This window comes from Paenibacillus sp. Negev47 (assembly GCF_058313655.1).
In genome coordinates this window covers 1243419-1256635 of sequence record NZ_CM177754.1, presented here as the reverse complement: position 1 = coordinate 1256635, position 13217 = coordinate 1243419, and the positions used below count along the sequence as shown (strand labels likewise).

General features: G+C 46.4%; 9 protein-coding genes and 1 tRNA gene. 2 read left to right on the top strand and 8 right to left on the bottom strand.

Annotation, left to right across the window (positions count from 1 at the left end):
• Window positions 1-215: 215 nt before the first annotated feature.
• From yihA to AC4G47_RS05785, 8 genes are all read right to left on the bottom strand, one after another.
• A complete protein-coding gene (yihA, locus tag AC4G47_RS05820; RefSeq protein ID WP_458123847.1) occupies window positions 216-869 on the bottom strand; it encodes a ribosome biogenesis GTP-binding protein YihA/YsxC in 654 nt (217 codons plus the stop codon).
• Between the two features lie 156 nt (window positions 870-1025).
• Window positions 1026-3365, bottom strand: a complete 2340-nt coding sequence (gene lon / locus AC4G47_RS05815; RefSeq protein WP_458123848.1) for an endopeptidase La — start codon at window positions 3363-3365, stop codon at window positions 1026-1028.
• Window positions 3366-3451: 86 nt separating this feature from the next.
• Window positions 3452-5206, bottom strand: coding sequence for an ATP-dependent protease LonB (gene lonB / locus AC4G47_RS05810; RefSeq protein WP_491105234.1), 1755 nt, complete (start codon window positions 5204-5206; stop codon window positions 3452-3454).
• Window positions 5207-5374: 168 nt separating this feature from the next.
• Window positions 5375-6472 carry a flavodoxin-dependent (E)-4-hydroxy-3-methylbut-2-enyl-diphosphate synthase gene (gene ispG / locus AC4G47_RS05805; RefSeq protein ID WP_145325252.1) on the bottom strand — a complete coding sequence of 366 codons (1098 nt, stop codon included), beginning with the start codon at window positions 6470-6472 and terminating at the stop codon, window positions 5375-5377.
• 120 nt (window positions 6473-6592) lie between these two features.
• A complete protein-coding gene (gene clpX, locus AC4G47_RS05800; protein ID WP_458123850.1) occupies window positions 6593-7846 on the bottom strand; it encodes an ATP-dependent protease ATP-binding subunit ClpX in 1254 nt (417 codons plus the stop codon).
• A 12-nt stretch (window positions 7847-7858) separates the two neighbouring features.
• Complete coding sequence (clpP, locus tag AC4G47_RS05795) at window positions 7859-8449, bottom strand: ATP-dependent Clp endopeptidase proteolytic subunit ClpP (RefSeq protein ID WP_491105232.1); 591 nt, start codon at window positions 8447-8449, stop codon at window positions 7859-7861.
• Window positions 8450-8827: 378 nt separating this feature from the next.
• Window positions 8828-10168, bottom strand: a complete 1341-nt coding sequence (tig, locus tag AC4G47_RS05790; RefSeq protein ID WP_336765434.1) for a trigger factor — start codon at window positions 10166-10168, stop codon at window positions 8828-8830.
• Window positions 10169-10303: 135 nt separating this feature from the next.
• The gene (locus AC4G47_RS05785; protein WP_458123852.1) at window positions 10304-11284 is read right to left on the bottom strand and encodes a hypothetical protein; all 981 of its coding nucleotides are present in this window, start codon (window positions 11282-11284) and stop codon (window positions 10304-10306) included.
• 187 nt (window positions 11285-11471) lie between these two features.
• Between AC4G47_RS05785 and AC4G47_RS05780 the strand changes: the two genes are divergently transcribed.
• Window positions 11472-11545, top strand: a tRNA-Arg gene (locus AC4G47_RS05780).
• A gap of 333 nt (window positions 11546-11878) precedes the next feature.
• Window positions 11879-13108: a CynX/NimT family MFS transporter gene (locus tag AC4G47_RS05775; protein WP_458123853.1), complete on the top strand. Its 1230-nt coding sequence runs from the start codon at window positions 11879-11881 to the stop codon at window positions 13106-13108.
• Window positions 13109-13217: the final 109 nt, after the last annotated feature.

Genomic DNA, 13217 nt, shown 5'->3' with positions numbered 1-13217 from the left:
AAAATTCTTCAGGCCGGCAACGCCGGTATTTTGGTACTGTTGGCAACATGCGCCTATGCTCATTGTACACTACCATAACGCTATTTTGCTCCGAGCCCACATGATGAATTCTCACAAAATTCCATAAAAAACCGGACTAATCCTTGATCTCATTAAAGATTCACTTAACATGCTCACTTTCCCGCACTAAAACGGTATACTATCTCGGTCATCCGTTAATTTTCGTTATTTTCTCCCTCATCCGCTGCGCCCTCTGCTTCCAGTACTTCTGGTGCATACTTATCTATGCGTGCATGACGGGTAATGATGTCCCATAACTCTTCCTTGCCCAATCCTTCTTCCGATGAAAAGGGTACAAACAGATCCCCTGAACGAAGACCCAGTGATTCCTTAATGACTTTGATATGTTTTGCTCTGCGTGTTTTTGGTATCTTGTCCATCTTGGTGGCAACAACAACCAAAGGCAATCCGTTATGACGAAGCCATTCATTCATCATCTTGTCTTCCTTGGACGGCTCATGTCTCATATCCACCATCTGCATGACCAGTTTCAATTCCTCGCGTCCCAACAAGTATTTCTCCATCATTTTGCCCCAGGCAAAGCGCTGCTCTTTAGAAACTTTGGCGTAGCCATATCCCGGGAAATCGACAAAGTAGAGGTCCTGATTAATCTTATAGTAATTCAATTGCTGTGTCTTACCCGGTGTTGAACTTGTCCGAGCCAGATTTTTACGATTAATCAAACGGTTGATCAGGGATGATTTTCCGACATTGGAGCGTCCTGCCAAGGCAATCTCTGGCAGACCATCCTCGGGGTATTGTTCAGGCCGAACGGCACTGATAATAAATTCAGATTGATTTACTTTCATATTGTATCTTTCCTCTCTTGAACGCTTGTGCTATGCATAACCTGTTGATGGTATTATGCCATGGATTGTTCTATCATACCAAAAAAACCGTTCCAGCGGGCGCCGAAGCCTCCGCAGAACGGTCTACTCTTCATACGAACCTTTCGGATACGTGGATTACAGGTTAATGCCTGCCTGCTCAACAAGTGCATGCTGCAATACCTGATCCATATGGGCTACAGGGACAAATTCCACATCTTCCTTGATGCTGTCTGGAATGTCACGCAGGTCACGTTCGTTATCCTTAGGCAATAATATTTTTTTATAGCCGGCACGATGGGCTGCCAGTGATTTCTCTTTCAGACCACCAATCGGCAGTACACGTCCACGCAGCGTTATTTCACCGGTCATGGCGATATCCTTGGACACATGTTTGTTCGTCAGTGCTGAGATTAACGCTGTTGCCATCGTAATCCCGGCGGATGGACCATCCTTCGGAATGGCTCCTTCCGGAACGTGGATGTGAATGTCGTTCTTCTCATGGAAGTCAGGCGAAATCCCGAGTTGTGTAGCTTTGGAACGGGTGTAGCTGAATGCGGCTTGAGCCGATTCCTTCATGACATCACCCAGTTTACCTGTCAGGGTCAACTTCCCTGTTCCTGGTACAACAGTCACTTCAATGACAAGGGTATCTCCCCCCACTTCAGTCCACGCAAGACCCGTTACGGTACCAATTTGATCTTCCAGTTCGGCCATGCCATAACGGAATTTACCAGGTCCAAGGTAGTCTTTGACCTCATCTGATGTGATGTTGATCTGACCTTCCACACCCGATACAATGTTCTTGGCTGCTTTCCGGCACAACGAAGCCATCTGCTGTTCCAAGTTACGCACACCTGACTCCCGTGTATATTCACGAATGACACGCAAGAGCGCATCATCCGGAATTTCCAGTTGCTCTTCTTCCAGACCATGGTCCTGCTTCTGCTTGGGCAGCAAATAATTTTTCGCAATTTGCAGCTTCTCCAGCTCCGTGTAACCTGGGATGTTGAGCATTTCCATCCGATCCAGCAATGGACGCGGAATGTTGTGCACTGTATTGGCAGTGGTTACAAACATAACGTTGGATAAGTCAAACGGCAATTCGACAAAGTGATCACTAAACGTATTATTTTGTTCAGGATCCAGCACTTCAAGTAGCGCTGCGGAAGGATCTCCGCGGAAGTCTGAAGCCATCTTATCAATCTCGTCCAGCAGGAATACCGGGTTGAGTGAACCTGCGGTTTTCATCCCCTGGATGATACGACCAGGCATGGCTCCCACATAGGTGCGTCGGTGCCCACGAATCTCGGCTTCATCACGCACGCCGCCAAGAGAGATTCTTACAAACTCCCGGCCCAGCGATCTCGCGATCGAACGGGCAAGTGATGTTTTACCAACCCCTGGGGGTCCAACCAGACAGAGAATCGGCCCTTTGAGCTTCTTGACGAGCTTCTGAACAGCCAGATATTCAAGCACACGCTCTTTGGGCTTTTCGAGCCCATAGTGATCTGCATTGAGTACATCCTCGGCTTTTTGAATATCCAGATCATCTGCTGTCATCTGGCTCCAAGGAAGGGCGAGCAGCCAATCCACGTAGTTGCGAATGACTCCACCTTCAGCTGAACTTGCAGGCATTTTCTCCAGTCGATCAATTTCTTTTTCGACCTTCTCCTTCACCTTGTCCGGCAAGCCGAGTTCTTCCATCTGATTACGAAGTTCCTCAACCTCACCTGCACGGCCTTCTTTTTCACCCAGTTCTTTCTGGATCGCTTTCATCTGCTCGCGCAGATAATATTCCTTTTGCGTTTTCTCCATCTGTTTCTTCACACGTTGGCTGATCTTGCGTTCAAGCTCCAGCACTTCGCGTTCGTTATTCAGAATATCCAGCAATTTCTCCAGACGCTCCCGAACATCAATGGTCTCCAGAATTTCCTGTTTATCCTTGATCTTCAGGGAAAGATGACTCGTGATGACATCAGCCAGGCGTCCCGGTTCTTCAATATCAGACACAGCCGCAAGTGTCTCTGGTGTGACTTTTTTGGACAGATTAATATAATTCTCGAACTGGTTCAGAACCGTACGCATGAGGGCATCCGTCTCCGGATGAGTATTCTCCTCTTCAGGCAGTTCTTTTGCCAGTACTTCGTAATATTCCTCGTTGTCCGTATATTCAATAATTTCAGCCCGTTCCAAGCCTTCCACGAGTACACGAATCGTACCATTTGGAAGCTTCAGCATCTGTCTGACCTTGGCCACGGTTCCGATTCTGAAAATGTCCTCTTGTGTTGGTTCTTCAATATTTACTTCGGCTTGGGAACATAGGAGAATCAAATGTTCTTCTACCATCGCTTTTTCTAAAGCCTTGACCGATTTCTCCCGGCCCACATCGAGATGCAGTACCATACTCGGGTAGACGAGAAGTCCTCTTAAAGGCAGTAAAGGAAAACGACGACCTTTCGCTTTGCTCGGTCCCATCGCTTTCGCACCTCCAATGGCTCTCAGGTTGTAGTCATTCATTATTCTATCAAATGTTCACATAAAAAACCAATGAAGGGAAGCACTTAGCAGCTTCCCGAATCTGTAACCTGTCCTGGGCGAGGCACGTCAGCACGCAAATAGGAAGCAGATGCCGGTGGGAAAATCTCCGGTGCAGGTGCAATTGTCTCCTCTGCAAGCTTCGTTTGTTCCACCTTTTGCGACTCTGGAACCCAAGCGAATACTTCACGGAATACGTCCTGCACCGTATCTACCGGAATCACGCGCAAGCCCTCCAGATTCTCAAAGATGGACTGCCAGTTCTCCGCAGGAATAATAACGGTCTTCGCTCCTGCCTGAAAAGCAGCCTCCACCTTGGCCAGTACGCCGCCAATTGGCTTGACCCGACCATGGATGCTGATCTCGCCAGTCATCGCTGTCTCGTGATCCACAGGGCGTCTCTGAATGGCTGATGTAATGGCAGTCGCCATGGCAATTCCTGCCGATGGGCCATCAATAGGCGTCCCACCTGGGAAATTCACGTGTAAATCGTAATCATTCGGACGAATACCCATGGCTTTTAATACGGTTAACACATTTTCAACCGAGCCTTTAGCCATACTTTTTCGCCGGAGTGTACGCGAACCGCCTCCAATCTCTTCTTCATCCACAACCCCTGTAATGTTGATTCGGCCTTGATCTTTGAGAGCCGGAACAGCAGATACTTCGATCTCCAAAATGGTTCCCATGTTCGGTCCATATACCGCCAAGCCGTTAACAAACCCCACCTGTGGTTGCGAAGGGACCTTACGATCAGACCGTGGCTGAATCTGGCTACTACCTGCCACCCACTCCACATCAGACGCCAGCAGCGTCTCACGTTTCTCTGTCAGCGCAAGTCCCGCAGCCAGTTGGATGATATTGACCGCTTCACGTCCATTGGTTGCATATCGCTTGACCACATCGACGGCATCCGGACATGGACTGAACCCTATTTTCTGAACAGCGTCTTCGGCAATTCGCCCGATCTCCTCAGGTAATAAAGGACGGAAATAGACTTCCATGCACCGTGAACGTAAAGCTGGCGGCAGCTCATGAGGCGAGCGTGTCGTTGCTCCAACAAGGCGGAAGTCAGCCGGCAGGCCATTTTGAAAAATATCGTGGATATAAGCAGGAGTATGCGTGTCTTCCGAGTTATAGTACGCACTCTCCAAAAACACCTTGCGATCCTCAAGCACTTTCAACAACTTATTCATCTGAATGGAATGCAATTCACCGATTTCATCGATAAAGAGCATCCCCCCATGCGCTTTCGTCACCGCACCCGGTTTGGGTTGGGGAATACCTGCAACGCCCATGGCCCCCGCTCCCTGATATATCGGATCATGAACCGAACCAATTAAGGGATCTGCAATACCACGTTCATCAAAACGAGCTGTTGTTGCATCCAGCTCTGTGAATTTGGCGTCTGGCTTGAAAGGAGATGTTGGATTCTTTTTAGCCTCTTCCAACACGACCCGTGCGGCCGCTGTTTTCCCGACTCCCGGGGGGCCATAAATGATAACATGTTGCGGATTCGCACTGCATAATGCAGCCTTAAGGGCACGCAGCCCATCTTTTTGCCCAACGATATCGTTAATGGTAGCTGGACGCGTCTTCTCCGACAACGGCTTGGTGAGTGAGATTGAACGCAGCTTACGCAGCTTCTCCAGTTCCTTGCGAGATTCTCGCTCAACGGCACTGCGGTTCGTTTTCTGGCCACGCAGCAGGTTCCAGAAATACAAACCAATCACCACTCCAAAAAATAACTGAATCAACATGATGACCATACCAAATTCCATGTCTTCACATCCTCCTATTTTTGTCACTATTCTCATATGAGATCATGCTAATACTTGGTAGTATAGCCTTTTCAACGCGACGTAAACGGGCGATGCGGAATTTGTATGCGAGAAAATAAAAAGCCCACCATTGCTGGCGGGCTGTTACAGAAACAAGATATGAATCAATCAGTGCGAACGACCAGGAATAACACCTGTCTCTTCATAGGTTTCGACGATTTTGTCGATCTCTTTTTTCAATTCTTCAACCATGATTTCCTCAGGCACTTTACGAATCATCTTACCGTGACGGAACAAGAGACCTTCTCCACGAGCACCGGCAATCCCGATATCCGCTTCTTTGGCCTCACCTGGACCATTAACTGCACAACCCAGCACCGATACTTTAATCGGCACCTTCAGTTTGGAGATATACTCTTCTACTTCGTTGGCAATGGAGAACAGATCGATATCCAAACGCCCACACGTTGGGCAGGAGATCAATGTAGCTGCATTCGTAATGAGACCAAAGGTTTTGAGCAGATCACGAGCAACCTTGATTTCTTCCACCGGGTCCGCACTAAGCGAGATCCGCATCGTTGAACCAATTCCCATCGACAGTAAGGCTCCCATTCCTGCGGAGCTTTTGATTGTACCGGAGAACAGTGTGCCTGCTTCGGTAATCCCGAGATGCAACGGATACGGAATGATTTGAGCTGCTTTGGTATAAGCTTCAATCGCCATCGGCACATCCGATGCTTTGAGAGACACGATGATATCATGGAAATCAAGCTCTTCCAGAATACCAATGTGGTACAATGCACTTTCGACCATAGCATCCGCCGTAGGGTACCCATACTTATCAAGAAGATGGTTCTCCAGGGAACCGGCATTTACCCCGATACGAATTGGAATACCACGCTCTTTACATGCTTTTACCACTTCTTCCACTTTGGAACGTTTACCGATATTACCCGGATTAATCCGTACTTTATCAATACCATTCTCAATCGCAAGCAAAGCCAGCTTATAGTTGAAATGAATGTCCGCTACGAGCGGTATGTTAATACGTTTCTTGATTTCCTTAATGGCTGCTGCGGCTTCCTCATTATTTACCGTTACACGTACCACCTGACAACCGGCTTCTTCCAGTCGCAGAATCTCTGCAACCGTCGCCTCAACATCTGCCGTTTTGGTCGTACACATACTCTGGATAATGACTTCGTTGCTGCCACCAATCGTTACATTCCCGACTTTTACGGGACGTGTATCTTGTCTTAAATACATGAGTGATTTCTCTCCCCACAACGTCAAAGCTCCACCCTGACAGAGACATGAATTCGCCTTCTGCCAAAGTGGAGAACTGACAAGTCTATATTTCAGAGTTCAACGGGATTCAAGCCTTCATTAGGCGCTTTCTTCCTGCTTATCGTCCTTCGTTTGGCTTAGTTCAGGCACGACTCTTTTCTCAACGACTTCTTCGGTAATGACACAGTTCGTAACATCTTCACGTGAAGGCACTTCATACATGATTTCAAGCATGATGCCTTCAATGATGGCACGCAATCCACGTGCACCTGTGTTACGTTTGATTGCTTCTTTTGCAATCGCGAGCAGTGCAGCTGGTTCAAATACCAGACTGACATTGTCCAGCTCAAGCAGTTTTTGGTACTGTTTGGTAAGCGCGTTTTTCGGTTCGGAAAGAATCCGTACCAACGTATCTTCATCCAGCGGCTCCAAAGTGGAGATGACTGGCAGACGGCCTACAAATTCCGGAATCAGACCGAATTTCAGCAAGTCTTCCGGCAATACCATGCCCAGGTATTCACCTGGTTTCAGATCTTTTTGCTCAGTAACGGTATTAAAGCCAATGACTTTTTTACCGATCCGGCGTTTGATCATTTGCTCCAGACCATCAAATGCACCGCCACAAATGAACAAGATATTCGTTGTATCGATCTGAATAAATTCTTGATGAGGGTGTTTACGACCACCTTGTGGTGGTACAGAAGCCACGGTTCCTTCAAGAATTTTCAAGAGTGCTTGTTGAACACCTTCACCCGATACATCACGAGTAATGGATGGGTTCTCGGATTTACGTGCTACTTTATCAATCTCATCGATATAAATAATGCCACGCTCTGCTTTTTCCACATCATAATCAGCAGCCTGGATCAGCTTGAGCAGAATGTTCTCTACATCCTCACCCACATAACCCGCTTCCGTTAATGAAGTAGCATCAGCAATAGCAAAAGGTACATTCAGAATTTTGGCCATCGTTTGCGCAAGCAACGTTTTACCAGAACCCGTAGGTCCTAACAGCAAAATGTTACTCTTCGACAGTTCAACATCTTCAATCTTGCTTTGTGTGTTGATCCGCTTGTAGTGATTATACACCGCAACAGACAATGACTTCTTCGCTTGCTCCTGTCCAATGACATACTGATCCAGGATATTACGAATTTCTTTCGGTTTTGGAATATCTTTGAGGTCTACTTCTTCATCATGACCGAGTTCTTCCTCAACGATTTCGGTGCAAAGTTCGATACATTCATCACAAATGTACACGCCTGGTCCAGCGACCAGCTTACGTACCTGTTCCTGAGATTTACCGCAAAAAGAGCATTTCAGTTGCCCTTTCTCATCGTTAAATTTAAACATGAAACCACCCCTTTAGGAATTGATCGGTCTACTGAGCACCTGGTCAATAATACCGTACGTCTTAGCTTCGTCAGCACTCATGAAGAAGTCACGGTCTGTATCCCGCTCAATTTTCTCAAGAGACTGACCCGTACGATTGACGTATATTTGATTCAGTTTCTGACGTGTTTTTATAATCCATTCTGCGTGTATTTTAATATCCGCAGCCTGTCCTTGAATGCCGCCAAGCGGCTGATGAATCATCACTTCGCTGTTCGTCAGCGCATATCTCTTGCCAGGTGCACCGGCTGTCAGCAATAAAGAACCCATGCTTGCTGCCATCCCTACGCAAATGGTAGATACATCCGGCTTGATAAATTGCATCGTATCGTATATACCCATCCCTGCGGTGACAGAACCACCAGGTGAATTAATGTACAAGCTGATATCCTTCTCAGGATCGTCGGCTGCCAAAAACAGAAGCTGTGCTATGACAAGATTGGCTACATCGTCATCAATCGCACTGGTTAGAAAGATAATGCGATCCTTCAGCAAACGCGAATATATATCGTAAGACCGCTCGCCTCGATTGGTTTGTTCTATAACCATTGGCACCAGACTCATGAGACCAACCTCTTTTCTACATGTAATTAGACATAGGCCACCTGTAAAGCAAACCCAAACTCATTCTAACACTTTCCTGTGACAATGTCATTTTTCACAAGAGGCGTCAGACATCAGTTAGTTTACTTTTCAGCCTGATCATATTTAACCATGTTTTCTATGTATGTGCAAATTGGAACCATCCTATGCCGTCTTGTCATTTTTTATTTGCATGAAGTACATAGGTATGTAAAAAGTGTACACCGACCAATAGAATTAGTAATAACCCATATCATTACTTCATTTTCTATAAAATGGATGTCATAATTTAAAAATAAGGCACGCAATAACTCACGTGCCTTATCATTTATTCAACTGTCTAATTCAAGACAGCTTGTCTTATTTTCCGTCAGCTTCTGCAACAACTTCTTCAGCTGGAGCTTCAACTGGCTCAACAACTGTGCTGTTCTCAACAAGAACGTCAATCGTTTTACGCAGTTTAACTTCATCGCGAAGGCTGTCCAGGGAACCATTACCCTCGAGGATGCCACGGATCTCATCAGCAGGACGCTTGTAAGATTCAGCCATTTTTTCGAGTTCTTGATTCACTTCTTCGTCAGATACTTCAATGTTTTCCGCTTTACCTACAGCTTCAAGAACCAGGTTGTTGCGAACACGTTTGGAAGCATCTTCTTGCATTTGTCCTCTCAGGTCAGCTTGAGTCTGGCCGGAGAAGCTCAGGAACATTTCAAGGTTCATACCTTGGTTGCGCAGACGGTTGTCGAAATCACGCATCATGTTTTGTACTTCGCTTTCTACCATTGCAGAAGGAATGTCCACTTCAGCGTTCTCAGCCACTTTTTCTACCACTGCATTTTCTTGAGCAGCTTTGGCTTCGTCAGCTTTACGGGATTCCAATTGTGTTTTCAGATCAGCTTTATACTCTTCCAGTGTGTCAAATTCGCTAACATCTTTAGCAAACTCATCATCCAATGCAGGAAGTTGTTTGCGTTTGATTTCGTGAATTTTCACTTTGAATACCGCTTGTTTGCCAGCAAGTTCTGCTGCGTGGTAGCTCTCTGGGAAAGTCACTTCTACGTCTTTGAAGTCGCCTGTGGACAGACCCACAACTTGCTCTTCAAAACCAGGAATGAATGTGTTAGAACCCAGTTCCAGGGAATAACGCTCAGCTTGTCCACCTTCAAAAGGTACACCATCAACGGAACCATCGAAGTCGATTACTGCAACGTCGCCGTTTGCAGCGGAACCTTCGTCGATTACAACGAGTTCTGCGTGACGTTGTTGAAGACGCTCAAGTTCTTCAGTCACTTCTACGTCAGTTACTTCACCTTTTGCTACAGCAACTTCGATTCCTTTGTAGTCACCCAGGGTAACTTCAGGTTTCACAGTTACTTTCGCTTTGAACTTGAAAGTTTGTCCTTTAGCGAACTGTTCAACATCTACGTCAGGACGATCAACCGGGAAAATATCCGTTTGGTCGATTGCTTCTGTATAGGCTTCAGGAAGCAAAATGTCGATTGCTTCTTGATAAAGGCTCTCTACACCAAAACGAGCTTCGAAGATTGAACGTGGTACTTTACCTTTACGGAATCCAGGTACGTTTGCTTGTTTTACCACTTTATTAAAAGCTTTGTCGAGTGCTGCAGTTACACGATCTGCATCCACTTCAACCTCAAGAACCCCAAGGTTCTTCTCTATCTTTTCCCAAGTTGCTTTCATTGTATACTTTCCCCTCCAAAATTCACATGTTCACGTAGGCAATCACGTACAAAATAACCATTTTAGTATAAACAAGATTAGATTCTTTTTCAAGGGGAATCCCTTGATACGGTTTGAGGAAAACGTTTCCGGCCTCTATTGACCATCCAATCCGGCAGATACAAACTGCTTCATGGAACGATAAGCCTGCTCCAGCCGAAAGCGCATTGCCCCTGTCACAGCATACATTGAGCGAGTATTTTCCTCATCATGCGAGCCACCCAGACTGTCTGCAACGGTCATATGTAAAGCTGCTGCCCATATATCTGTCATGGAATCATTTTCTTCCAGCATTGATACATAATCACGAGTTCCATACACTGCCATGACATATTGTATCCATAACTCCTGGGCAAAATAAAAGAGCGTAGGTTCATGAACCTCCGTCTGGTCTGCCACTCGTTCCAGAATCTGAACGATCTGGAGCGGGAATTCCTCTGGTTTAAGAGGCACGGTATCAATCTCGACTTCAACCTGCTCTTCGCCTCTCGTAAACAGGATCATACCTTGAACGCCTCGGCGACGCAAGGTTTGCAGCACCCGAAATTGAAGCAAAGGGTGAAGCGACTTCTCTTTTAACCAACTCGTAAGTGCCTCATCAATCTTCGGCAGATCAAGATAGGCCAGCTGCTCCAAAGCCAGCATTGTCTGTTCAGACAACGGTTCTTCCATGACTGTGCGAAGCATCTTATCTGCATAACCATCATCCTGTTCAAGCTTCAAACGGGCGTGCTGCCGTGCCATGTCTTCCTCACTGATCTCTTCCTCTTCCCGTTCTTCATCTACGGAAGGCGAGGTCTCTTCATAATGAGGGAACGCAGCCTGAAGCCATTCGAGAAGGGCGCGCCATTCATCATAGTGGCGTTCTTCCTGTCCCTGACATTGCAGCAAAAAGTGAAGCAATTTCATCGCTTCACCATACCGTTCATTTTCAAGCATCACTGTCAATTGAATCTGGTAATAGTCCAGCGTCTTAGGAAACAGCACAATATTGTTGTTGTGCTCGGTTTCCGGGGTCGTGGATTCCTTAATGGGAGCACCTCCTCTATATCCTGAATCTCCAGTTGGAATCAACATAAATAGATGTATATATTAACGATTGTCGATCTATTTTCTGAGTTCTCCTGATATTCTAACATAACCTTAAATATAATGAAAAAAACGTTACTGACGCCAAATATCATATATGAAAAACATATTAAAATAAAATGCTTGATATTCCTGTTTGCATATGATAAAATCAATTTTGCTTGAAAAAATTCATGTCTCAGTAGCTCAGCTGGATAGAGCAACGCCCTTCTAAGGCGTCGGTCGGGGGTTCGAATCCCTCCTGGGACGTATTAAAAAAAGCTTCCCTCGGGGAGCTTTTTTTGCGTTCTGGGGATGAGAACCCCAACGGTTCGTCGGAGCATTCGCTTCGTTAGCGCCTACTTCGCAGTCTCGACTGCAAGGAGAGTATCCATCCTGGGACGTATTAAAAGAAAACTTCCCGAAGGAAGTTTTTTTGCGTTCTGGATATGAGAATAATCACAACGGTTCGTCAGAGCACTTGCGTTCCAGTGGCTGCTTATCCATTTCATTGCTCGATGTTGACACAGAATGTTATGCTTGTGGAGTGGATAATGTAACAATCCATACATATCAACTTATTAGAAAACGGGAGATTTTATCATGTCATCTTCAATACAGCAACAATCATCTATTCTTGCCGGGGGAGAACATTCTTCGACATCCAAAAGATTCGGCTTGTTATTAGCAGGCATTATTGTCATTGCCGCTACCATGAGATCACCGATCACGGCAACCGGACCTGTCGTGGAGATGATCCGCTCGGATACGGGCATTGGCCATACGATGGCAGGGCTTCTGACCTCGCTTCCTTTGCTCGCCTTTGCAGCAGTCTCTCCTTTTGCACCACGTCTCGCCAAACGTTTAGGACTCGAATCAGCCTTGCTGATCGCAATTATCATCGTAACCCTAGGGGTGGCCTTACGTTTATCCCCTTCTGTCTTGGCTTTATATGCAGGAACCGCAATTTTGGGATGCGGCATTGCATTAAGCAACGTGCTCCTGCCAAGTTTGATCAAACGTGATTTTCCATTGCGGGTGGGTATCGTAACCGGATTATACTCTGTATCCATGAACATATTTGGCGCCATCGCCTCAGGTGTTAGTGTGCCCGTAGCAGGAGCAACATCTATGGGTTGGCGTACTTCGCTGGGCATGTGGGCCCTGTTATCCATACTGGCGCTTCTCTTGTGGCTCCCCCAGATCGCCGCAGGAAGACAACGAATGTTATTTGTAGCCTCACAGAGCGAAGGGACACCTGTACGTCTACGGACCTCTTCCCTGGCTTGGTTTATCACTTTGTTTATGGGATTGCAATCTCTAATATTTTATACAACAATCACCTGGCTTCCAGAGATTCTAGCCGAGCAAGGTTTCAGCGCAACGTCTGCAGGCTGGATGCTCTCCCTGATGCAAATGGTCAGTGTGCCAGCTACCTTTATCGTTCCGATCCTGGCCGGCAGAACACGAGATCAACGTGCCTTGACCACGATCACATGCTCGTCTTTAATTATTGGGTATGCTTTATTGTTGAGTGGCATCTCTTCACTGGTAACCATCGGCGTCATGCTGGCAGGAATAGGCGCTGGCTCTTCGTTTGGACTGGTAACGATGTTCTTTGTCCTTCGCACAAGAGATGCCAGACAAGCTGCAAGTCTGTCCGGTATGGCCCAGTCATACGGATATATGCTCGCGGCATTGGGACCCCTGCTATTCGGTATGCTTCATGACTGGACAAAAGGATGGACTCTTCCCTTGCTTATACAGGTTATTCTTGCCATTGCGTTACTTATTGCTGGGACCCAGGCCAGCAAAGATCGCGTAGTTAGTTAATCACACTCTCATTTATGTGGCAGAAAAGAAACAAAATGAAACGGCCTCCATCCTGCTAAATCAGGATGGAGGCCGTTTGTGCGAAAAACAGTTCCTTCAATAATCTAAT

Excerpts from the sequence above, each read along its gene's own strand:
- AC4G47_RS05775 (WP_458123853.1), top strand. The coding sequence starts at position 11,879 with ATGTCATCTTCAATACAGCAACAATCATCTATTCTTGCCGGGGGAGAA.
- lon (WP_458123848.1), bottom strand. The coding sequence starts at position 3,365 with ATGGGACCGAGCAAAGCGAAAGGTCGTCGTTTTCCTTTACTGCCTTTA.
- lonB (WP_491105234.1), bottom strand. The coding sequence starts at position 5,206 with ATGGAATTTGGTATGGTCATCATGTTGATTCAGTTATTTTTTGGAGTG.
- ispG (WP_145325252.1), bottom strand. The coding sequence starts at position 6,472 with ATGTATTTAAGACAAGATACACGTCCCGTAAAAGTCGGGAATGTAACG.
- AC4G47_RS05785 (WP_458123852.1), bottom strand. The coding sequence starts at position 11,284 with ATGTTGATTCCAACTGGAGATTCAGGATATAGAGGAGGTGCTCCCATT.
- clpX (WP_458123850.1), bottom strand. The coding sequence starts at position 7,846 with ATGTTTAAATTTAACGATGAGAAAGGGCAACTGAAATGCTCTTTTTGC.
- tig (WP_336765434.1), bottom strand. The coding sequence starts at position 10,168 with ATGAAAGCAACTTGGGAAAAGATAGAGAAGAACCTTGGGGTTCTTGAG.
- yihA (WP_458123847.1), bottom strand. The coding sequence starts at position 869 with ATGAAAGTAAATCAATCTGAATTTATTATCAGTGCCGTTCGGCCTGAA.
- clpP (WP_491105232.1), bottom strand. The coding sequence starts at position 8,449 with ATGAGTCTGGTGCCAATGGTTATAGAACAAACCAATCGAGGCGAGCGG.